This window comes from uncultured Oscillibacter sp. (genome assembly GCF_900546705.1).
Lineage (GTDB): Bacteria > Bacillota > Clostridia > Oscillospirales > Oscillospiraceae > Oscillibacter.
In genome coordinates, this window is sequence record NZ_URDP01000001.1 from 46,478 (window position 1) to 68,714 (window position 22,237).

General features: G+C 59.5%; 22 protein-coding genes. 8 read left to right on the forward strand and 14 right to left on the reverse strand.

Translation table 11 applies throughout. The annotated features are described in order from the left end of the window. Positions 1-118 precede the first annotated feature (118 nt). The 4 genes from QZS13_RS00210 to QZS13_RS00225 all read right to left on the reverse strand — a co-directional run bounded on the left by QZS13_RS00210 (position 119) and on the right by QZS13_RS00225 (position 3,314). Positions 119-1,471: an MATE family efflux transporter gene (locus QZS13_RS00210; protein WP_295584036.1), complete on the reverse strand. Its 1,353-nt coding sequence runs from the start codon at positions 1,469-1,471 to the stop codon at positions 119-121. Beyond that, a complete protein-coding gene (locus QZS13_RS00215) occupies positions 1,452-2,057 on the reverse strand; it encodes a TetR/AcrR family transcriptional regulator (protein ID WP_295584038.1) in 606 nt (201 codons plus the stop codon). Before QZS13_RS00215 ends, QZS13_RS00210 begins: the two co-directional genes overlap by 20 nt. Before the next feature lie 151 nt (positions 2,058-2,208). After that, entirely contained in the window at positions 2,209-2,814 is a 606-nt protein-coding gene (locus tag QZS13_RS00220) for a hypothetical protein (RefSeq protein WP_295584041.1), read from the reverse strand. After that, positions 2,799-3,314, reverse strand: a complete 516-nt coding sequence (locus QZS13_RS00225; protein ID WP_295584043.1) for an NAD(P)H-dependent oxidoreductase — start codon at positions 3,312-3,314, stop codon at positions 2,799-2,801. The genes QZS13_RS00220 and QZS13_RS00225 overlap by 16 nt, the downstream gene beginning before the upstream one ends. Before the next feature lie 376 nt (positions 3,315-3,690). On the opposite strand from QZS13_RS00225, the gene QZS13_RS00230 reads away from it, so the two are divergent. The 5 genes from QZS13_RS00230 to QZS13_RS00250 all read left to right on the forward strand — a co-directional run bounded on the left by QZS13_RS00230 (position 3,691) and on the right by QZS13_RS00250 (position 8,791). After that, positions 3,691-4,686, forward strand: a complete 996-nt coding sequence (locus QZS13_RS00230) for a LacI family DNA-binding transcriptional regulator (protein ID WP_295584045.1) — start codon at positions 3,691-3,693, stop codon at positions 4,684-4,686. 58 nt (positions 4,687-4,744) lie between these two features. Continuing rightward, entirely contained in the window at positions 4,745-5,728 is a 984-nt protein-coding gene (locus QZS13_RS00235) for a ComEC/Rec2 family competence protein (protein ID WP_295584047.1), read from the forward strand. A 16-nt stretch (positions 5,729-5,744) separates the two neighbouring features. Continuing rightward, the gene (locus tag QZS13_RS00240) at positions 5,745-6,752 is read left to right on the forward strand and encodes a tripartite tricarboxylate transporter substrate binding protein (protein WP_295584049.1); all 1,008 of its coding nucleotides are present in this window, start codon (positions 5,745-5,747) and stop codon (positions 6,750-6,752) included. 65 nt (positions 6,753-6,817) lie between these two features. Then, positions 6,818-7,282 carry a tripartite tricarboxylate transporter TctB family protein gene (locus QZS13_RS00245; RefSeq protein WP_295584051.1) on the forward strand — a complete coding sequence of 155 codons (465 nt, stop codon included), beginning with the start codon at positions 6,818-6,820 and terminating at the stop codon, positions 7,280-7,282. An 18-nt stretch (positions 7,283-7,300) separates the two neighbouring features. Then, positions 7,301-8,791 (forward strand): tripartite tricarboxylate transporter permease, encoded by a 1,491-nt coding sequence (locus QZS13_RS00250; RefSeq protein ID WP_295584053.1) that lies wholly within the window; start codon positions 7,301-7,303, stop codon positions 8,789-8,791. Positions 8,792-8,960: 169 nt separating this feature from the next. On the opposite strand, the gene QZS13_RS00255 is transcribed toward QZS13_RS00250, so the two are convergent. The 4 genes from QZS13_RS00255 to QZS13_RS00270 all read right to left on the reverse strand — a co-directional run bounded on the left by QZS13_RS00255 (position 8,961) and on the right by QZS13_RS00270 (position 13,376). Next, on the reverse strand, positions 8,961-9,683 hold the full coding sequence (locus QZS13_RS00255) for a sulfite exporter TauE/SafE family protein (RefSeq protein WP_295584056.1): 723 nt from the start codon (positions 9,681-9,683) through the stop codon (positions 8,961-8,963). Further along, positions 9,680-10,567, reverse strand: a complete 888-nt coding sequence (locus QZS13_RS00260; protein ID WP_295584058.1) for a helix-turn-helix domain-containing protein — start codon at positions 10,565-10,567, stop codon at positions 9,680-9,682. The genes QZS13_RS00255 and QZS13_RS00260 overlap by 4 nt, the downstream gene beginning before the upstream one ends. Positions 10,568-10,691: 124 nt before the next feature. Continuing rightward, positions 10,692-12,131, reverse strand: coding sequence for a sodium:alanine symporter family protein (locus QZS13_RS00265; RefSeq protein ID WP_295584060.1), 1,440 nt, complete (start codon positions 12,129-12,131; stop codon positions 10,692-10,694). A gap of 51 nt (positions 12,132-12,182) precedes the next feature. After that, positions 12,183-13,376, reverse strand: a complete 1,194-nt coding sequence (locus tag QZS13_RS00270; protein ID WP_295584062.1) for a PLP-dependent aspartate aminotransferase family protein — start codon at positions 13,374-13,376, stop codon at positions 12,183-12,185. 297 nt (positions 13,377-13,673) lie between these two features. On the opposite strand from QZS13_RS00270, the gene QZS13_RS00275 reads away from it, so the two are divergent. Both QZS13_RS00275 and QZS13_RS00280 read left to right on the forward strand, forming a co-directional pair. After that, positions 13,674-14,291 carry a hypothetical protein gene (locus tag QZS13_RS00275; RefSeq protein ID WP_295584064.1) on the forward strand — a complete coding sequence of 206 codons (618 nt, stop codon included), beginning with the start codon at positions 13,674-13,676 and terminating at the stop codon, positions 14,289-14,291. A 112-nt stretch (positions 14,292-14,403) separates the two neighbouring features. Beyond that, the gene (locus tag QZS13_RS00280) at positions 14,404-14,676 is read left to right on the forward strand and encodes a hypothetical protein (protein WP_295584067.1); all 273 of its coding nucleotides are present in this window, start codon (positions 14,404-14,406) and stop codon (positions 14,674-14,676) included. Between the two features lie 100 nt (positions 14,677-14,776). On the opposite strand, the gene QZS13_RS00285 is transcribed toward QZS13_RS00280, so the two are convergent. The 6 genes from QZS13_RS00285 to QZS13_RS00310 form a co-directional block, all read right to left on the reverse strand. Next, on the reverse strand, positions 14,777-16,705 hold the full coding sequence (locus QZS13_RS00285) for an FAD-dependent oxidoreductase (protein WP_295584185.1): 1,929 nt from the start codon (positions 16,703-16,705) through the stop codon (positions 14,777-14,779). Positions 16,706-16,734: 29 nt separating this feature from the next. Next, positions 16,735-17,607: a shikimate dehydrogenase gene (gene aroE / locus QZS13_RS00290; protein WP_295584069.1), complete on the reverse strand. Its 873-nt coding sequence runs from the start codon at positions 17,605-17,607 to the stop codon at positions 16,735-16,737. Positions 17,608-17,638: 31 nt separating this feature from the next. Continuing rightward, entirely contained in the window at positions 17,639-18,484 is an 846-nt protein-coding gene (locus QZS13_RS00295; RefSeq protein ID WP_295584071.1) for a sugar phosphate isomerase/epimerase, read from the reverse strand. A gap of 63 nt (positions 18,485-18,547) precedes the next feature. Then, positions 18,548-19,051 carry a shikimate kinase gene (locus QZS13_RS00300; protein WP_295584073.1) on the reverse strand — a complete coding sequence of 168 codons (504 nt, stop codon included), beginning with the start codon at positions 19,049-19,051 and terminating at the stop codon, positions 18,548-18,550. A 3-nt stretch (positions 19,052-19,054) separates the two neighbouring features. Then, positions 19,055-20,278: an MFS transporter gene (locus QZS13_RS00305; protein ID WP_366557926.1), complete on the reverse strand. Its 1,224-nt coding sequence runs from the start codon at positions 20,276-20,278 to the stop codon at positions 19,055-19,057. 26 nt (positions 20,279-20,304) lie between these two features. Continuing rightward, entirely contained in the window at positions 20,305-21,168 is an 864-nt protein-coding gene (locus QZS13_RS00310; RefSeq protein WP_295584075.1) for a shikimate dehydrogenase, read from the reverse strand. Positions 21,169-21,337: 169 nt separating this feature from the next. Here QZS13_RS00310 and QZS13_RS00315 point away from each other — a divergent pair, with 169 nt between their 5' ends. Next, positions 21,338-22,219 (forward strand): LysR family transcriptional regulator, encoded by an 882-nt coding sequence (locus tag QZS13_RS00315; RefSeq protein ID WP_295584077.1) that lies wholly within the window; start codon positions 21,338-21,340, stop codon positions 22,217-22,219. The last annotated feature ends 18 nt before the right edge of the window (positions 22,220-22,237 follow it).

Consider the following 22,237-nt stretch of genomic DNA (forward strand, 5'->3'; position numbering starts at 1 on the left):
CGCAAGCTGATGTTTTTCTGCATTATAGGTGGTATTTCCTGCGGTTTCAAGAGCGCGGCGGGACTTTTCACGGAATCTTCATGGAATGGGACCGGACTCCCGCAGGCAATGGAAACGGTTACCGGTCGGCCCGCAGCTTTCGAATATACGGCACGAACAAGACCAAAGCAATGGCCAGGGCGCTCCAGTCAGCCAGGGGAATGGCCCACACAAGGCCGCTGATCTGGAAAAAGTGATTGAGAATCAGCATCAGCGGAATGTCCAGCAGTCCCTTCCGGAGGGTGGAGATGATGATGGGCTGCACCTTTTTGGCCGTGGCCTGAAAGACGGAGATGGTCAGCAGGGTCAGCGTGGTGGTGGGGCAGGTCAGGGCGATGACCCGGAGGAAGTACTTGCTGTAGGATGCGGTGGCTGCGTCGTCGATGAAAAGCCGGGACAGCGGCGCCGCGCTTAATAGCAGCAGTGCCATGCCGGCAAAGGCGATGACAAGTCCGTAGAGCAGGGTGGTCCGGATAATTTTCATCATCCGCTGGCGGTTGCCGGAGGCATAGTTGTAGCTGATCAGCGGCAGCGTGCCCTGGGTCATGCCTTGGGCGATGGCAAAGGCCAAGAGGTCAATCTTCTTGGCAATGCCGATGCCGGCCAGCGCCTCGTTGGAGTAGGCTGCGACCAATGGATTGAGCACCGCATTGGAGAGCGTAGCCATAAAGGAGATCACAAAGTTGGGCAGACCGATGAGGATGGTCTGCAGGGAGATGGTTTCCCGGACGGTGTAGTACCTGGGGTTCATGGTGATGACGGTGACGGTTCGCTTGCTGTACAGAAATACCAGGAAGTAGACGGTTGCCGCCCAGGCTGAGAGCATGGTGGCAATGGCGGCGCCGGCGATCTCCAGATGAAGCGCAAAGATGAAAATGGGGTCCAGTACAATGTTCAGGATGCCGCCGAAGGCCACGCCGAAGCTGGCCTGGGCGGAATAGCCCTCCGCCCGGATCAGATTTGCGATCATGGGATTGAATACGGTGGGCACCGCTCCCACCGTAATGGTCCAGAAGATATACTGGTAGGCGTAGGGGTAGGTGTCCGCGTCCGAGCCAATCAGCGGCAGGAGCACGGGCCGCAGGGCGAAGATCAAAAGCCCGTACAAAAACGAAACTGCGATGCACGTCCAGATGCAAAACGCCGCACAGCGTTTTGCCTGGGTGCGGTCGTTGAGCCCCAGGTAGTGGGAGACCATGCTGGCACCGCCTACGCCGAACAGGTTGGTCAGCGCCGTGAGGAAGTAGAACAGGGGCAGGGCCAGCGTGATGGCGGCCACCTGGTCGGGCTGGTTCATCTGGCCTACAAAAAATGTGTCGGCCACGTTGTAGATGATGGTGATTGCCTGACTGATAATCATGGGCAGGGACATGGACAAAACCGCCCTGCCGATGGGCATCGTTTCAAAAAGTTCATTGTTTTCCGTTTTCATGGTTTGCCTGCGCCTCTTTTTTCACGGCGGCATGTAATCCGTCGACATAGCATTGAATCGCCAGATGAAAGCTGCGGTTTTGATCGATGGGGAAATGACAGAAGTACCCGGCTTCCTCCTGCGACAAAAATCCATGCAGAATGCTGCGCAGCACCCGCTGCCAGTGCATGGCCGCCTCCCGGCTCAGGGGGTACCCGCCCAGCACCTGCATGAACGGTGCGGTGATGGGATGGGCGGTGTTTTCGATGATGGCCTTGTTGGTCCGGTGAAGGCTCATAATGATCTCGTAGAGTGCGGGGTGTTCCTTGGCAAACTGGCGGTAGGCGTCTGCCAGTGCAAATACCGCTGCATCCTGATCCAGCCCCGCAATGGCAGAAAACTGGCAGTTATTCAGCGATGCAATGGCATAGGTGCCCACTTCCGCCAGAATTTCGTCCATGCTCTCCACATGGTTGTATAAAGACGCGGCCCGGACGTTCAGCCGCTTTGCCAGCTCCCGCATGGTGAGGGCGGAGGAGCCCTCCTCCTCAATGAGCCGGATTGCCTCCCGGACGACGGCCTGCTTGCTCAAGCCTGCACGGGGCATAGTGTCACCTCCTAAAACTAACAGCGTTAGTATTTTATACAACTGCCCGCTGCTTGTCAAGGCGTGCGACAAAAAAACAGGCCCCGGTTCATTGGAACCGGGGCCTGTTTTCACAGCAAAGAACGATAGTACAAAGTTGCGCAGACTTCCATTATTCCTCGATCCCCATGTGGGCCATCTGCGCCGGAGAGATGCCGTTTTTCCGGCCGTAGGCAGTCCAATAGCTGGTGGAGGCGCGGAGGAACAGGCGCTTGGGCAGAGGCATGGTGACTGACAGGGAACAGGGGGTCTGTCGGACGATGGCCCGGGCCAGAAGACGGATTTTCCGCCGGACCAGAAAGCGGAAGGGGGTGGAGAGAATGGCCTCGCCGCCGCCGATCCGCAAAACGGAGCCGAAGGGATATCCGTGTTCCCGGCAGAAAAGGCGCACCATCTCCACGGCCACGTCGTTTTGTTCCGGCTCCAGAAAGCCGCAGTTGATGAGAACGGACACAGTGGGCCGGCGGACGGGGGGCATCTGCTCCAGGGACTTAAGAAAGTTCAGCAATGTTACGGGGAGGCTGTCGGCATAGAGGGGAAACACCAGCAGCACATGGGAATATTCGCCCATGGCCCGGCAGAGCTCCGGGTGGTTGGACCGGGTGATGGAAAAATACGCCGTCTCATCCGGACAGACCGCGCCAAAGAGCTCTGCGTAGTGCCGGGAGTTGGACCGGGGCGCCCGGGGGCTTCCGTTCAGAATCATAATTTTTCCCATGCCGCCGCCTCCTCTCGCACGGTGTCTTCCAGGTCATGTTCCGACGTGAAGACAACCCGATGGTGCGCAAAGCTCATGTTATGGGCATTGCGGGCCACCAGACGCCGGAAAATCTCTTCTTCCGCCGCAGAGCCTGCACCGTAACCGACGATGACGGCCTCCTTGGGCACCACACGCCGCTGGACATGGTGGGTCTCACCGTGCAGCAGGCGGATAAACGCCTGCTGGACCGGAATGGCCCGCTCCAGCATGGTCTTCATGGGCGTGTCGTACCCGCCGTAGCGGATGCGGCTGACATACAGCACGTGGTCGCTGGATGCAATCAAGGGGTAGATGTTCACCGCGTCGTCCCGGATGACGCATTTTCCGGGGGTTTTGGTCCAGCAGCCAAAGCAGCCGACACAGTTTGCAATGGTGCATTCCGACAGGTCGATCAGAGTGGTGTCCGGTCGATTTGCCTGGGGGATCTCCAGATGCCGGTCGCTCAGTATGAGTTTCATGAATCTCCTCCATTTTCAAAATAACGATGTTATTATAACATTTTACCGCCGCTTTTGAAACTGTTTCCTTTTTCCAACCCGGTTTTCGAGGGCTGTTTGCAGTGGCGGCCGGAGGACCGGGTTGGTCCATGCAGGGAAAAAACAGAAATCTGTGCTGCCGGATTCCGTCGGATTTGGCTAAAAATCACAGGGAGGCTTTGGAAATTCCCACAAAAAATATCAGAGTCAACAAATATTGGTTGACTTTTTTACCAGAGCTGTTCTATGCTAAATGCAACGATCATCCTCGCCGACCGATCAGAAATTTGTGCAATTTGTCGGCGAAGTTTTTTTGAACCAGAAATGAGAACGTTCTCATCAACAGACAGGAGCTTCTATGGCAGCAACCATTATTGACGTCGCCCGGCTGTGCGGGTATTCCAAGGCGACGGTGTCCCGGGCATATGCTTCGCCGGAGACCGTCAGCGAAAAGACCCGGGAAAAGGTGTACGCGGCGGCCAAAAAACTCAACTATACCCCTAACGCCATCGCAAGGGCCATGGTGCGCCAGCGGACGGAGAACATCGCCTTCATCATCCACGAACGGCAGTACCCGGCCATTTTGAACCCGTTCTATTCTCCGCTTCTGGAGGCGGCCATGCAGGAGGGGACCCGGCGCAACTACAGTTTGTTCGTCACCACCAGCCAGGATGTCCGGCTGCCCAATGGGGACGTCTACATCAAAAAGCACATGGACGGCGTGATTTTTGCCGGCGAGGCCGACGCCCGCACCATCGGGGAGCTGCGCAAGCAGAATATTCCGGTGGTGCTGGTGAACAACCGCCTGGATCTGGAGGGCCTTTTGTGCGTGTCCGCGGACCACTACGGCGGTGCCGTGCAGGCCACGGAGCACCTTTGCCGGCGGGGGCACCGGAAGATCGGCCTTCTGGCGGGACGGTTTTCCCCACAGGTCAGCGAGGCCCGAGCCAGGGGCTTTTTTCAGACCCTGCGTGACTGGGGCGTGGCCGCAGATCCCCGCTTTGTGGTGGACGTGGAGCCCACGCTGGAGGACAGCGAGGCGGCTGTGGGGCGGCTTTTGCAGGAGCCGGACCGGCCCTCGGCGCTTTTTTGTACCAACGACACCATTGCCGCCGGCGCCATGAAGGCCATTTTCCATAAAGGCCTGAAAATCCCGGAGGACATTGCCGTTGTGGGCTTTGACGACAGCTTCATCAGCCGGGTGGTTGCCCCGGAGCTGACCACCGTGCGCATCGATGTGGACCGGATGGGGCGGCTGGCCGCCCGGCGGCTGTTCGATCTGATCGACGGCAAAGAGGTGTCCGATACGTATATCGAGATTCCCACGGAGCTGGTGGTCCGGGGAACGACATAAAGCCCCGCGCCCGGAGAAAAACCGGTGTGGGGCAAACAGAAAGGAAAGGAGTGGAACGATGGAAATCACGGTCATCAACGTAGGATACGGCGACGCGCTGCTGCTGGAGACCGGCGAGGGCTGCCGGCTGCTGCTGGATGGCGGGAGCGCCCTGGCGGAGGAATTTGACGGCGACCCTTACCGGATCCGGGCCGCGGAATACCTGGAGCGCCGGGGCATCCGCCGGCTGGACGCTGTGGTGATCTCCCACATCCACGAAGACCACGTCTGCGGGCTGGAGGCAGTGCTGGACCGCACGGCGGTGGGGCATCTGTATGTGCCCTATCCGGCAGAGCCATTCCTGGCAGGCAGTCCGCTGCAGGCCGGGGCGGGGGCGGCACGGAGCGTCCCCCTCTACACCGCCGCGCTGAACGCATACCGGCGCATTTTGCTCCGGGCACAGGCGGAGGGAATTCCGGTGACCCGACTGGTATCCGGCGACAAGCTGGAATGGGGGGCCAATGCCTCTATGCAGGTTCTGGCACCGGAGCGCAGCGTGGTGGACGGCTACATGGCGCTTGTGGAGAAGGCGTATCGCTCCGCCCACGACCCGGAGACCGTTACCGACTGCCTGACGCGGCTGGACGCCATGTCCAACCGGACCAGCCTGCTGCTGCGCTTCACACTGGGAAAGACAGTGTTTCTCAGCGCGGCAGACAGCTGTCCCGGAGAGTGGACGGCGGCCCCAAAAAATTTGCTCGAAAATGTAAACGTTCTCAAATTGCCGCATCACGGGCAAATTGACTCAATTTCAGAACATTTAATGGGGGAAATGCCGCTGGAGTATGTCATCACCACCTCGGCGTCCGACCGAAGGTACAACAGTGCCAACGAGGCGGTCTACCGGCGGCTGAGCAGTTTGTTCCCGCCGGAGAAGGCCCCGCAGTTCCTGTTTTCCGATGAGCGGGAATACCCCCCCTACTTTGCCCGGCCCGATGGGTTCCAGGCGATCAAACTCGTAATGGATTCCGACCGCATCACACCGGAATTTATTAAAATTTAAAAAAGGAGAAAACACGATGAAAAAGCTGATGTCTCTGGCCCTCGCACTCGTCCTGGCCCTGAGCTTGGCCGCCTGCGGCGCACCGTCTGCGGACGACTCCAAGTCCGGCGGAGAGCAGACTCCCGCGGCAGCGGATTCTGCCTGGCCCGAAAAGGAAATCACCATCATCCAACCCTGGAGTCTGGGCGGCGGTCCGGACGTGATTACCCGTCAGATCGCCTCGTACAGCGACAAGTACCTGGGCGTGCCCATGATCGTGGAAAACCACACCGGCGGCTCCGGCACCATCGGCATGAGCGACTTCCTGGAAGCGCCCGATGACGGCTACACGCTGTTTTGCTGCAACGGCCCCCTGTTCTCCCTGACACCCAGCTTCATTGCCACCGACTACTCCATTGACGACATCAATCCCCTCATCGGAATCCGCATCACGGAGTTCGTGGTCCTGACCAACGCCTCCAGCGGCATCACCAACATCCAGGAGCTGGTGGACTACGCCAACGCCGGCCACACCATCAAGTACGCCACCACCGGCGGCCCCGGCAACGACAGCTACACCATGATCTCCGCTCTGTTTGCCATTTTGGACATCCCCTCCGAGGCGGTACCCTATGACGGCGGCCAGGAGGCCATCAACGCGCTGGTGGGCGGCCATGTGGATGTGGCCATCGGTTCTCCTCCCACCTACCGGGACTATGTGATCAGCGGCCAGCTCAACTGCCTGGGTACGTTCATTCCCGAGGGCATTGACGTGGAGGGCATCGGCCATATCGACTCGTTCAAGGATCAGGGCATCGACGTGGAATTTACCGGTATGGACTACTTCGCAGTCCGCTCCACCGTGGATGAGAGCAAGCAGGAGATCCTGCGGGACTTCGTCAAGAAGGTCTACGCCGACCCCGACTTCCAGGAGTTCATGGCCGGTATGGGCATGGAGGCCTGGGACGCCGACTCCGCTGAGATTCTCAGCATGGTTCAGTCTCAGACGGAGGCCATGGCCCAGTACATTCCTCTGGTTCAGTGATGCTCCGGCGCCCCGTGTCCGCGCTTGACATGGGGCGCCCGGTTCCAATATGGAGGTGAACCAACTTGAAGATCAAATACAACTCGGAGATGATCTCCGGCGCGATTTTTGCCGTGGTGGGCGCGGTGCTGTGGCTGCTGATTCCCTCCCAGATCCCCACCATGGAAAAGACGGCCATCAACGCCCAGACACTGCCCCGCATTGCCATCGGCGGCATCTTTATCTTTTCCGTGTGCCTGCTGCTGGAGGGCCTCTTTACCCGGGAGAAAAAGGAAGTGACCATTACCAAGGAGAGCTTTCGGTCTGTGCGGCTGCGCAAAGAGCTGCGCTCAGTGGTCTATGCGCTGTTCCTGGTGGCGTACTGCCTGATGATCGAGCCCCTGGGCTTCCTGATTTCCACGGTGATCCTGGTGCTGGCCATCCTGATTTTCTACGGGGCCCGGAAGTGGTATTACTACGCCATTCCTCTGGCGATGATCGGCATTGTTTACTATGTGTTCGGCGTGCTGCTCCATGTCTCGCTGCCCTGACCGGAAAGGAGAGTGCTTATGGAACAATTTTTAGGCGGCCTGCAGATTCTGGCCCAGTGGCAGAACTTCCTGGTCATCCCTCTGGGCCTGGCCATCGGCATTGTGGTCGGCGCCATTCCGGGCCTGACCTCCGATCTGGGCATTATTCTGTGCATCCCCCTCACCTACGGCATGGATCCCACCATGGCTATTTTGATGCTGCTGGCCATTTACTGCGGCGGCACCTACGGCGGCTCCATCACCGCCATCCTCATCAACACCCCGGGTACATCCGCCAACGCGGCCACCTTGTTTGACGGCTATCCCATGACCGTCAAGGGAAAGGCGTTCAAGGCGCTGCAGATGGCGCTCTACGCCTCCACCATCGGCGGATTGGTCAGCGCGTTTGCGCTGCTGTTTCTGGCTCCGCTCATCGCAAAGATCACGCTGCTGTTCGGGCCGGCGGAGTATTTCGCACTGGCGGTGTTCGGGCTGTCGGTCATTGCCGGCGTGTCCAACAACAGCATTTTCAAGGGCCTGATCGGCGCGTGCATCGGACTGTTCATGGCCTCCATCGGCGTGGATGCCATCAGCGGCACCGCCCGGTTTATCTTCGGACAGCGCAAGCTTATGGCGGGCATCGATCTGATCATTGCGCTGATCGGACTGTTTGCCATTTCCGAAATTCTCATGAAGTCCCAGTACAACCCCAAGACGGATCACAAGAGCATCAGTGCCTCGGCCATTACCAAGGACAAAATTACGAAGGACGAATACCGCCGCTGCCGCAAGCCCATCGCGCTGGGCTCGCTCATCGGCGTCATCATCGGTGCGACGCCCGGTACAGGCGGAGGCCTGGCGGCGTTCATCGCTTATAATCAGACCAAGCAATCGTCCAAGCACCCGGAGACCTTCGGCCACGGTGAGATCGAGGGCGTGGCGGCCTCTGAGTCCGCCAACAACGGCGCCTGCGGCGCCACCATGATCCCCATGCTGACTTTGGGCGTCCCCGGCGACGGCGCCACCGCCATTTTGATGGGAGCATTCATGCTCCACGGCATGGTTCCCGGCCCCACGCTGTTTACGGAGCAGGGCAATGTGCTCTATGCCATCATGCTGGGACTGATCGTGGTGAACATCTTTATGTACATCATCGGCAATGTGTTTACCCGCTTCTATGCCCACATTACCCGAATCCCCTACGAGATGCTGGCACCCATCGTATTGACGTTCTGCATCGCGGGAGCCTATTCCACCAACAACCGCATTTACGATATTTACATCATTCTGCTGTTTGGCATCGTGGCCTATTTCCTGCGGCGCATGGACTTCCAGCTGGTGCCTATCCTGCTGGGCATCGTCCTGGGGCCGCTGGCGGAGAAGAACTTCCGCCGGGCCATGGTTATCTCGGAGGGAAGCCTCGACATCTTCTTCACCCGGCCCATCAGCTGTGCCTTCATCCTGATCGCCGTGGGATCAATCCTGCTCTTCGCGTGGAAAAACTACAAGTCCAGACGCACGGCCCGGTAAACGGGAGACAGACGAAATAAAAAACAGCGGCACCGGACGGAATTCCGTCCGGTGCCGCTTATGCCGCGTCATGGGGAAAAGAGAGGCAGATTCCCGGACGACCACGGCTGGAAACGCTCCCGGGCAGCCGGCGTGGCTGCGGGAGGCAATCATATCCCCGAAAGAGCGCTTACGCGGTGAAGAAAATAAAAGCGCCCATGATAGCCATAAAGAGATATACGAAGCGATACAGGGAGGTCAGGTCCAGCTTTTTGAAAATCTTCAGGCCGATGAGCGTGCCTGCGCCAACGCCGGCCGTCCCCACAAGGGCAGCATAGAGCATTTCCGTGGTGGCGGCACCGTTGAAGATCCGCATAACCGTGATGTGGATGTTCAGTACCAGGAAAAATGTCTGCGCGGTGGCCAGATAGCGCCGGTTGTCTCCATCCGCTGCCGCCATAAAGTACACAACGGCAGGCGGGCCGTTGACACCGAAAAAACCGCCGCACAGCCCGCTGAGCAGACCGCAGACGCTTCCGGTGAGCAAAGTGTCCCGGACTTTGATGCGGTCTTTGAACAGCAGGAAATACAAGGCCAGAAGAACCAGAAAAATTCCCAGCAGCTGCTTGAGGGTACCCTCTGCCTGACTGGCGATCAAACAGGACATCACGGCGCTGGCGGTCAGGGCCAGTACCAGCGGCAGCCACAGCTTTCGCCACTGGATGAAACGCCGATAACGGATGGCAACAATCACGTTGCTCAGAGGGGCCGAGACCGTACACAGTGTCACGGCGGTCATATAGGGCAGCACAAACGGGAAGAGCGCCATTCCCACGACTCCATATCCAAAGCCCAGGGAGGACTGCAGGGCAGCTGCCAGTGTGCTGATTAAAAAAACCGATAGATAGCTCAATGAGATGCTTCCCGCCTTTCGGAATCCGCCGCGCGGTCCGGCGCGGATGTTTGACTGCCTTGGCTGCGGGGGGTGCTGGTGTCCATGAGAATCTGAAACTCGTATTTGCACGAGGCAAACTGGTGCAGATTGTCCTCGTATTCGTTGGCCAGAACCAACGTGGGGTCCGGCTGCCCGCGGAGCATCTCCAGGTAGCTGGTGTGGTCCCACTGCATTCTGGGAAACTCGTTTTGAATCCGGAGCACAAAGCACAGGTAAGTCCCGTCGGGAAATTCGATCAGATTCGGAAGCTCTTCCGCCGGCCGGTTTTTCAAAAAGATGAAATACCCCTTTGGAAACAGCCTGTCCTGTTTCATTTGCTGATAGTCCATCAGGTAGCCATACTGGCGCAGATAGGTCAGACTGTTATAGGGCTCCTGACCCCGCAGTGATGCCAGGCGGATTTCCGCCTCCCGGCTGAGCTCATCGGGGGAGTGAGGGACCACAATCCCGAATCGCTGGGGAAGATGCATCAGGTAGATGTCCGTACAGGCATCCCGGTTTTCCATATAGTGAAAATAATTGAGATACCAGTCCACGTCTTCAATTTTCCGCGTCAGTTCCTCCCGCTGCTGCTTGAGCATGGTTTTCTTCTGCCCCAGCAAAGCAACCAGATCATCCACGTTTTCAATGGAAGCGCGGATTTCATCCAGGGAAAAGCCGAGGCTTTGCAGGTATTTGATCCGGTCGATCCGCTGAAACTGCCGGGAAGCGTAGTAGCGGTAGCCTGTCTCCGAATTGATGTAGGCAGGCAGGACCAGTCCGATGGCCTCATAGTAGCGCAGGGTTTTTACCGTCACGCCCAGAAGCCTTGCGGTTTGTCCCACTGAATAGAGCTCTTTCATCTGGGTTTCCTCCAATCAGATCCGGAAACAGAGTAAGGGGAGGAAGGGAGCGGTTTCCTGTGAAACTGCTCCCTTCCGTTTTATAAGAAGGCTATATCTGCAGACCGGTCGGGTGCTGCGGATGTTATGAAAATGGGGAAACGGATACGTTTTTGTTCTCAAATACGACAGGCTCTGGATTTTCCCCGCGGTCAATGGCAGGCTGGAACCGCTCGTTGAAGTCCTTGCAAAGGCGGATGATCTCCTTGTAGTTGCCAAAGATCAGGGAGGAGGTGGTAAGAATATTCACCACGCCGAGAACGTCGGAGAAGCCCCACAGCAGGTCGGCGTCAAACCGGCTGCCGATGATATTGGGCAGAATATAGTAGATGGCGAAGATAATCAGGGCGGTTCTCAGCCAGGGCTTGTCGCCGATGATGCCCTTGAAGGTGTTTTCCGTGGCGTAATAGTGACCGATCAGCGTGGTCCAGGAAAAGGCCGTGATGACAATGGCGGCGAAAACGGCTCCGGCGCCGCCCAGCGTCTGCTGGAACGCAGCGGTCACATAGTTGGAGGTGGAGACATCCGTGGCGGTCTGATATACGTTGGTGGTCAGAATCGCCAGGGCGGACATGGTGCACACGACGCAGGTGTCCACAAACACCTCGCCCCAGCCCCAGCACCCCTGCCGGATAGGGTGGTCCACCTTGGCGGGGGAGTGGGCGATCAGGCCCAGTCCGGATCCGGCGTCGTTGGAGTACATACCGCGGGCAACGCCGTAGCGCATGGCATCGCGGACTGTGGCACCGGCAAAGCCGCCGACAGCGGCCTGGGGGGTAAACACACCCTTGAAAATGGAAGCGAACGTGGGAAGAATCATGTCCGCATTCATAATCATGATAACCAGTACGCCCAAGATGTATGCAATGGACATAAAGGGCACGATTTTTTCCATCCACGCGGAAATTCTGCGCAGACCGCCGAAAATGACCACAGCGGCACTGCCGAGAAAGAGCACGGTCACGAGCACGGAGGTGTTGCCGGAAACTGCGGCTGCCCAGGCGGATACGCTGGCTTCCACCTGCACCAGACAGGTCCAGGGGCTGGAGATACAAAACAGCGCCGCAAGCAGAAACGGGAGGATCTTCAGACCGAATGTCTGCTTCAAAGCCAGTTCACGGCTGCAGGTGTACTCATCAATATGACTGTATTTGACCCGGTAGCGCTGGCCGATGATAATCTCCACGGCCTTGGTGGAGCAGCCCAGCAGACCGGTGATCCACATCCACACGACGGCACCGGGGCCGCCGGAGGCAATGGCGGTGGAAACACCGGCGATGTTTCCGGTTCCAATGGTGTTGGCCATGGCCGTACATGCCGCTGCAAAGGAAGAGACGGTGCCCACGCCGTCAGACTTCTTGAACACCTTGCCGTAGGTATTGGAAAAGCAGAATTTCCACCGATAGAAAAATTCTCCCTTGGTGATGATGGTGGAAAACAGGCCGGTGCCCAGAAGAACGATGGTCAGCGGCATGCCCCACGCCCAGTTGGAAAACGCTGAAAACGCATTCAGAATAACTTCCATAATATTCCTCCTAACTGCATGGCTGATTCACACGGGTCCGCAGAGCGAAAACTACATGGCCTCCAGGGCCGTTTCAAAATCATGGATCAGATCATGGATGTCCTCACAGCCTACGCTGATGCGGAGCATGCCGTCGTGAATTCCCATTTTCAGACGGACGGCCTCCGGCACATCATGATGAGAAGAGGAGACAGGGTGGGAGAGTGTGGTACGGTACCCGCCCAGAGACGGCAGGTAGGTAACCAGATTCAGGTGGTGCATAAAGTCGTTGATCTTTTCGATGCTGCACTGCATAGAGAATGTGACGATGGCACCATAAAAGCCGTCGTGGAACACGGAACGGGCAAATGCGTGCTGCGGGTGGGAGGGAAGACTGGGGTGGTAGACTTTCTCCACCTTCGGATGGTGCTCCAAAAAGGCCGCCAACTGAGCGGCATTTTCGTTTTGTTTGCGGACCCGCATGCCCATGGTTCGCGCTCCCCGCAGAATAATCCAGCTGCTGTACGGGTCCAGACTGCTGCCTACCAGCAGCATGACCCGACGGATCTGCTCCAGAAGGGCCCGGCTTCCGGTGACACTGCCGCCGCAGGCGTCGCTGTGGCCGTTGAAGTACTTGGTGAGGCTGTGGATCACCAGATCGACGCCGTGTTTGAGGGGCTGGATAACATAGGGCGTGGAAAATGTGCTGTCTACGCAGTAAAGTGCGCCGGCCTCATGGGCGATATCCGCCACGGCCTTTACGTCCACAATGTTTGTCAGCGGATTGGAAATGACCTCAGAATAGAAAAGACGGGTATTGGGCTTTGCCGCAGCCCGGACGGCATCCAGGTCCGAAAACGGAACAAAGGTGGTCTCTACCCCGCTGCGGCTGAGGTGGTTGGAAAGAAGGTCGATGGTCTCGCCGTACAGGTCGCTGTTGGCCACCACATGATCACCGCTTTTGGCAAACGTGGTGATGGTGGAATAAATGGCACCCATGCCGGAGCTGAACAGCAGGGACCACTCGCCTTCCTCCGCACAGGAGATGAGCTCTCCCAGCGCATCGCGGGTGGGATTCGTACCGCGGATATAGTTGTAGCCCCGCGTTTCGTTGACCTCAAACTGTTTGTATAAGTCGTCCATCATAAACGCGGTGGTGGCATACAGGGGAGGAGCCTCCGGATGTAACGTGTCGCCGTTGACGAGACCGCCGCGGTAGAGCATGCTGGTCTCCTGGGCGAGCTTGATATGGTTGAGATCCCGCAAAACAGATCATCGCTCCTTTCTCATAATTGATGAATATTTTTCAGCCTTACCTGCCTTTGAAAACAGTATAAACTTGCCCGTAAGGGACGAGTCAATAGAAGAAACATTGCGTGATTTTACAAATATTTTGCCTGATTTTAAACTTTTTGCATAAAATTTAAAAATATTATCCGCATTTGGCCGAGTTTCTGGTATGATAAAAAATAAGCCTTTGCCTGAAAATCCTTTGCCGTATTTTTTGAAAAAATGCTGTTATAAACAAACGTGTTATAAAAAATCCGACGTGGAGGATCGGCCATGAATGTAAATGATACATTTTTGTGCCGCAGCATCCGGGATTCCGGAAAGCAGCGGTTTATGACCTGGGGTTTGATCTACACCTTGATGGTAGTGGTGTTCTTTCTGGTTTTTGCGACGATTTCCGTCAGGGAAATTCTGGAAGGGTTCCCCAGCGGCCCGGTTGTTGCGCTGGCGGTGATTTTTTCCGTCTTTTCGGGAGGACTGGCGTACGGCAGCATACGGTATCTGCGCTATGGCCTGCGGATTTACCGTCATCCGGAAACGGCACAGTTTCTGACGCTGTGGGAAGGGGAGAAGTCCTTTGCTGATATCTGCGAGGACGTGGAAGCGGAGAAAGATCTCTCCTTGCTTGAGGGCATCCGGAATGTGACGGTGACGCCCAGTTTTCTCTTTGTAAAGCAGAAGGGGTATTTTGAGCTTTACCGGCACCAGGATCTGGTGAGCATCAGTCTGGGAAACGCACGAGGCCGGATTTTGACGGTTACCGACAAGCATGGAAATGACCGGGAACTGACGCAGAGCTGGGACGAGCGTGCCATTCCGCGGCTGATGGAATTGCTGGGACTGGGAGCTTCCGAAGGCGGGAAGGCGGGCGGTGCCCGGGAGCGTGAATAAAGCAAGCAGCGGCCGCATTCCAACGGCCGCCGCTTGTTTTTTTGCCGGCACAGAACAGCCGCTTGCATCATGCCGCCGCCGGGAGGCTCCGTTCCTGCCCGGCGGAAGCCAGGTGGGGCATGCCTGGGACCTGGATGTGGATACCGCCGCGGCGCTGTGCCCGGCTTCCGTGGGCGGCCGGGACGCCGACTTCTACGCGCTTCCCGGCGGAGAGAACAGCCTGGTGTGGGAAAACGAGGACGGTGTGCTGTTCTGGCTCAGTGCCCCGCTGTCCCAGACGGAGATGGAGAAGCTCGCTGCTGATGCGGAGCCGGGCGTCACATTCCGGCTACAGGGCAACCTGGACCGGGAGACGATGATCCGGATCGCACAGAGCGTGGAGTAAAATGGACATAACGACAGCGGAGGCGCCGGACGGAATTCCGTCCGGCGCCTCCGGCTTCTTGCGGGGAAAAAACTGTTTTGGGAGAAACAGGAGAAAACAATCAGATCTGCAGGGCAGCGTCCAGGGCGTCGCCGGTGGCAAGCACTGCGTTGCCGGGGGCCTTAAATGCCTCGCCGATGACGAATACCTGTCCGGCTGCCTGCTGGGCGGCCTCCTTGAGCGACGCGTTGGACCGGGAGCCCATGGCCAGGACGATGCTGTCATAGCCCCGCAGGGAACCGGCTGTACCGTCGGCGAGGGTGTAGTCCACTCCATCGGTGTAGAACTGCCCCACCTTGGCGCCGGGCATCAGCAGCACATGATGATTCTGGAAATTCTCAAACATGTAGCGGCGGTTTTCCGGCGTCACATCGGAGGCGATGACGTCCTTCATCTCGATGATGCTCACCTGATGGCCCCGTTCGGCCAAAAACTCGGCGGCCTCGCAGCCCACCATGCCGCCGCCGACCACCAGGACGCGCTTACCCACAGGTGCCTTGCCCTCCAGCATGTCCTGGGCGGTGACATAGCCGCAGGTGTCCAGACCGGGAATGGGCAGCACCAGGGGATTGGAGCCGGTGGCCAGAATGATGGCGTCGGGGGACAGGGCCCGCAGCGTTTCCTCCGTTGCCTCAGTGTTCACCCGCAGCTGGGCGCCTGCCTTCTCCGCCCGGACGATCATGGAACGGATGGCCTCGGAGAGCTGGCCCTTGCCGGTGGGATAGGAGGCGATGCGGAAGTTGCCGCCCAGCTCACTGCTCTTTTCCAGCAGCGTCACCTGGTGTCCCCGGACGGCGCAGGCCCAGGCCGCGTACAGCCCGCCGGGGCCGCCGCCCACGATGACCACCCGCTTGGACTCGGCGGCGGGCTTGAGCTCCGCTTCGCGGCCCACGCAGGGATTGACGGCGCAGGTGATGGGCTTGCCGGCAAACATGTTGGGCACGCAGCCCAGCAGGCAGCCGATGCAGGGGGACAGTTCCTCCAGACGTCCGGTCCGGGCCTTGTTGGGCATCTCCGGGTCGGCGATGCTCTGGCGGCCGAAGGCGATCAGGTCCGCACGGCCCTGCTTGACCAGCAGCTCGGCGTACTGGGGCTCGGTGAACCGGCCCACGGCGATGACGGGGACGGACACGGCCCGCTTGATCTCCGTCACCAGATCGGCGTTGAAGCCGCCGTGGGTGATGCCCGGCGCCCACATGAACTCGTCGTGGAGGTGGACGGCCCGGGTCACATGGATGGCGTCCACACCGCACTCCTGCTCCAGATAGGCGGCCACGGCGGCGGCGTCCTGGACGCTCTGGCCGCCCTCCACCTCGTCGCTGGCGTTGATGCGGCAGAGGATGGGCAGGTTGCCGCCGGTCTTGCGGCGGATGTTCTCAATGATGAGCCGGGGCAGGCGCATGCGGTTTTCAAAGCAGCCGCCGAACTCGTCGGTGCGGTGGTTGGTGCGCTGGGAGATGAAGGTGCTCACCAGGTAGCCGTGGGCACAGTGGACCTCTACCATGTCGATGCCGGCCTGCTGGGCCCGGCGGGCGGCGTCGCCGTAGCATTCGATGATGCGGTAGAGCTCTTCCCGGGACACCGCCTCCGGAATCTCCCGGCCCTGGGCGGCGGGAACGGCGCTGGCGGCCTTGAGGGGATAGCCGGTGAGGGCGGAGTTGCCCTCGGGACCGGCGTGCTGGAGCTGGATGGACACCTTGGCCCCATACGCATGGCAGGCGTCCGCCACGGCCCGGAAGCTGGGCACTGTGTCGTCGGTGAAGAGGCAGGGCTTCCGGGGGCCGCCCTTGGCTTCCTGATAGACCACGGTGGACTCAATGGTGATGAGGCCGAAGCCGCCCTTGGCCCGGGCCTGGTAATAGGCCAGGGACCGCTCGCTGAGGGAGCCGTCCGTATTGGCCAGGTTATTGCCCATGGGGGGCACCACAAACCGGTTGGGAACGGTCACCGTACCGATTTGGATGGGGGAGAACAAAGTGGGGAATTTCATGGCGTTTACCTTTCCTTCCAGTCGTTTCATCAGGAGAAGAACTTCTCCAGCACTTCCTGGGCGGGCATGTCCTTGCCGGTGAACAGCTTGTAGGCCGCCACGCCCTGCCACAGCAGCATGCCGATGCCGCCTACGGCCAGCTTGCAGCCGGCGGCTTCGGCCTCCCGGATCATGCGGGTCTCGCGGGGGTTATATACGGTATCCGCCACCACCAGGTCGGACCGGAACAGGGCGGGATCGATAAGGGTCTCGCCGTCCAGGGGCTTCATACCCACCTTGGTGGCGTTGATGAGAATGTCGCAGCCGCCCACAGCCCGGGCCAGCGCGTCCGCATCCTCCAGAGGCGTGATGGAGGCCTTGCAGGTGGGAACGGCCTGGCGGAGCTTTTCCACCGTGTGGGCACCGTTATCGTAGAACTCGTCCTTGCGGTTGAAGATGGCGATCTCCACGGCGCCGTCCAGGGCGGCCTGGACACAGATGGCGGTTGCGGCGCCGCCGGCGCCCAGCACCACCAGCTTCTTGCCCTGGACCTCCACGCCGTGCTCGTGGAGGTTGCGGACAAAGCCGATGCCGTCGGTATTGTGGCCGGTCAGCTTGCCGTCCTCACCTACGGTGACGGTGTTGCATGCGCCGATGAGCTTGGCGGCGGGGGACAGTTCGTCCACGATGCCCGCCACAGCGGTCTTGTCGGGCATGGTGACGTTGAAGCCGCCGACCCCCAGGGTTTTGAGGGCGTCCACGCCCTGGCGCACCTGCTCCAGGGGAATGTCAAAGGCCAGGTAGGCGGCGTCCACGCCGGTGCGGGCGAAGCTGTAATTGTACATGGCGGGGGAGCCGGAGTGGCCCACGGGGGAGCCAATGAGGCAGTAAAGCTTGGTGTGGCCGGAAATTCTCTCTTCCATTGTCATAATCCTCCTGTTGAATGAATGTAGTTTACGCTTCCAGCGTCTCGGGCCAAACCTGGGCCAGAACGGCCTGGGTGGCCTGATAATTTTCCTTGGCGGCCTGAGCCACGCCGTGGCTGAGGATCTCGTCACTGATGACCTCCACGCCCACCACGGCGGGCTCCACGCCCTTGTCGCGGATCAGCTGAACAAAGCCGGCGGTGTTGCCGCTGCCGGTGCCGGGCAGCATCCGGTCGTGCATGGACTCATCCCGCAGGATGCTCTTGGCGTAGGGATGGGCCTGGACGTCGTTGATCTGGATGGAGACGATCTTCTCGGCGGGAATGCCCTCCAGAACAGACAGGTCATAGGGCTGGTCTGCCCGGATGTAGTGCCAGGAGTCCAGAATCAGCTTGGCATTGTCGCAGCCGGAGGCCTTCACCACGGCCCAGGCCTTCTTCACATCGGGCAGGCCGCTGTAGGGCATGGGCTCCACGCCGATGACGTACTTGCCGGCCCGCCGGCACAGCTCCCGCAGCTTCTGGGCGGTGTACTCCACGGAATAGTCCTCCATGAGGCCGCAGTTGATGTGGTTCACACCGAAGAGATCGCACATGTGGAAGCACATCTGCTCTTTGTACTTCTGCTCATAGGAGCGGTGCTCCTCCGCCCACTGGACGATGTACTCCACCTCCGTGACCTTCATATCGTACTTTTTCAAAATAGCCAGAAGATCCGAGTCAAAGAGACCCTCGTTCAGGGCGTCCACATAGGTTTCCGCCCGCAATCCGATGCCCTCGAAGCCGGCGGCCTTGGCGGCGGCCACCCGCTCTTCAAAGGTGCACTGATCGCCCAGCGTCCAGGAGCTGATGGTAATGGGATATTTGTGAGACATGATAATTCCTCCTAAGTAATCAATGATTGACGGTTTCTTTCCCGCGTTGAAATCAACGCCGGTTTATCCGATCTTGCGCAGGATCTCCCGGCAGACCTCTTCGACGGTCAGGACTGAGGTGTCCACAGTCACGTCCGCCGCGGCTTCGTATTTGGGGCGGCGCTGGTCCATCAGGGAAGTGATGTAGGGGATGTCCTTGTGGCCCTCCAGCAGCGGGCGGCTGTGGTCATCCTTTACCCGGTCCAGAATGACTTCCGGCGAGGCGGTCAGCAGTACCACGGTGCCGCAGCGGCGCATGGCCGCCACGTTTTCTTCCCGCATGGGCACACCGCCGCCGCAGGAGACGATCCGGGGCGCGCCCTGCGAAAAGCTCTCCAGCAGAGACGTCTCGCAGGCACGGAAGTAGGCCTCGCCCTTTTGGGCGAAGATCTCCGGGATGGACATGCCCTCCTGTCCGGCGATGCACTGGTCCATCTCCACTACCTCCCGGTCCAGCAGCTGGCCCAGGCGGCGGGAGACGGAGGTCTTGCCGGCTCCCATGAAGCCGATGAGAAACAGGTTTTCCATAGATTACTCCTTCCCGGCCGCGGCCCGCTCCCGCTTCAGGCAGGTATTGAGGTACAGCGCCAGAAGGATGCCCACCAGGGTCACCGCCATGTTGAACAGCAGTACCAGCCGGGGACCTTCCGCACCGCCCACCCGGGTCAGAACACCGGCGGCGCTGACGGTCAGATAGTTTGCGATGCTGGAGGCGATCATGACGATGGAGGTAATGACGCCCCGGTTTTTGGGGAACATCTCATTGGCCACCGCCGTCACCAGCTGCAGCACGCCGCCGGCGGCGAAGAAGCCCAGCAGGAAGCCGCCGGCCAGGCACATGACGGGCTGGCGGACCAGATAGATGGCGCCCAGGGTTACCAGGGCCACGGTGGGATAGGCCACCAGGATTTTAGCGGGCTCCACGTTCCGCTTGAGCAGGGCTGCACTGACGAAGAGGGCCAGCACAATGCCCACAGAGTAGAAGGACTGAATTTTGCTGGGGTCCGCCAGGCCGTACAGGGTGCCCAGCTCCTGGTTGCAGTTCATCCACAGCATGAAGGTGGTAGAAGTGGTGAAGCCCAGGCAGATCAGCACCACGGCCGCCGGAGTAAAGTGCATCTTTTCCTTGGGGGCACCGGCGGTTTTCACCGCCCGCTCAAAGGGCGGGAAGGGCAAAAAGGCCAGAAATACGCCGTCGATGACGATGATGGCGGCAGTGGCCAGGAAGATGGTGTTGAAAGGCAGGTTTTCCACGGCCACGAAGCCGATGGCAAAGGGCAGCAGGAACTGGGCAATGGAAATGGAAAGCTTGGTGAAAATGTTGGCGATGGTGCCCTTTTCCTTGAAAATCTCCATACAGGAGGGGGTGATGCTGGTATCCAGGAAGGAGTTTGCCATGCCGCTGATGACGGCCAGCACGTAGCCCACATACAGGTTGGGGGAGAAGGTCACCGCCAGCAAAAACACGGCGTAGAGGGCGCAGCCGATCAGGGCGGAGAGCCGGCGGCCCAGACGGTCGCTGAGGGGGCCCGCCACAGGAAAGGCGATCAGGCGGCCCAGACCGATGGCGGCGATCACCGCCACCACGCCGGAGACGTCATAGCTGCCATCGGCAAGCACGGCGGCGTTCCACATGGCGGCGAAGTTCTGCTTGTACTGGCCCATAATGGAGGCGGCGATGCCCAGGACGAAATAGGTGATGTACAGGGCCAGGGCCGTGGGGTAGTATTTTCTGGAGTCCACAGTCTGGTTCATTTCCGTTGTTCCTTTCTTGTTTGATTTCACGCGTACAGCAGTGCCCGGATCTCCTCCACGGGCATGTCCAGACCGCTGTAGAGCCGGAACGCCTCGGCGCCCTGGCACAGCAGCATCCCAAGACCGTCGCAGGTCTTGCAGCCGGCCTGGCGGGCCTGACGAAGCATCTTGGTGGCGGGGGGCGCGTACACCACGTCCGTGACCACCAGATCGGGCCGGAACCAGGTGAGGTCCGTGATGTTGCTCTGGTCCTCGTAGGGGGCCATGCCCACACGGGTGGCGTTGGAGAGAATGTCGCACCGGGCGATGGCGTCTTTGAGCTCCGCCCGGTCCTCCAGATCGTGCAGTGTGATGGCGCAGCCCGGCGCCGCCTTGGCAATGGCGGCCAGGTTCTGCTCTACCCGGGGCCAGAAAGCGTCCTTCAGATTAAAGACCGAGATCTCTGCCGCGCCCTCCAGGGCCGCCTGAATGGCGATGGCGGAGGCGGCACCGCCGCCGCCCAGCAGGACGATCTTCTTGCCGGCAACCTCCACGCCGCTGCGGCGCAGGTTCTGGGTGTAGCCGCAGCCGTCTGTGTTGTGGCCCACCAGGCAGCCGTCCTCATTGACGATGGTGTTCACCGCCTGAATGGCCGCGGCGGCGGGTGTGAGCCTGTCCAGATAGGGGATGACGGCGTTCTTGCAGGGCATGGTCACGTTGGCGCCCCGCATGTGCAGCGTCCGGATAGCCTCCACGGCCGCACCGGCCTGTTCCGCCGGAACGTCAAAGGCCAGGTAGGCCCAGTCCAGTCCGAACTTCTGGAAGCAGTGGTTATACATGGCCGGGGACTTGGAGTGCGCGACCGGCGTGCCGATCAGCCCCAGCAAGGTGGTGGTTCCTGAGATGTGCAAGATGGTTCCCTCCTGTTTTTGCTGTGCCGCCGGTTGAGGGCGGCCGTTGTCTTCGGCCTCACTATATCGTTGTGACAAGAAATTAACAAATCGATTGTTTTCATAAAAGTATAGATTTTGTCTATTATATATGTTATGCTGTTTCTACAAAAAAAGGAGGCGAACTGACGTGAATTTGTTTCATCTGCGCTATTTCGTCGAGCTGGCGCACACCCAGCACTACACCCGTGCGGCGGAGCATCTTTGCATCACACAGCCCAGCCTCAGTCACGCCATCGCCCAGCTGGAGGCGGAGCTGGGCGTGCCGCTGTTTGAAAAGCGGGGGCGCAACACCGCGCTGACTCACTTCGGCGAGGAGTTTCTGGCCTGCGCGGAGTCGTCCCTGGCCACGCTGGACACCGGCGTGGAGGCACTGCAGCGCAGTGCCCGGGGAGAGGGAATGATCCGTCTGGGGCTGCTGCGGACTCTGGGAATTGAGTTTGTCCCCAAGCTGACGGCGGATTTTTTGGCGGCCAATCCCGGCAAGGACATCCGCTTCACCTTTTCCACCGGCGTGACCCAGCAGCTGCTGGAAAAGCTGGCCGCGCGGCAGTTTGACCTGGTTTTCTGCTCCAAACCGCCGGCAAAACTGGGGTTTACCGCCATCCCGGTGGACAAGCAGGACCTGGTGCTGATCGTCCCCCGGAACCACCCGCTGGCCGGCCGCCATACGGTGGACCTGGCTGAGACGCTGCCCTACGAGCAGGTGTACTTTTCCAAGGGCTCCGGACTGCGCAACATTGTGGACGGCATGTTCGACAAGATCGGCCAGCGGCCCCGGATCGCCTACGAGACAGAGGAGGACCAGGTGATCGCCGGATTGGTAGCACGGGGATTCGGCATCGCGGTGGTTCCGTACATGGAGATCCTTCTGCGGCTGGATGTGAAGATCCTGCAAATCAGCAATCCCGCATGGGAGCGGAACTTCTACATGGTCAATGATGAACGGGCGTTCATGACGCCTGCCGTGCGATGTTTTCGGCAGTTTATCCTCAACGGCGGCAGCATGTGATTGTGCACAAATTCCGTC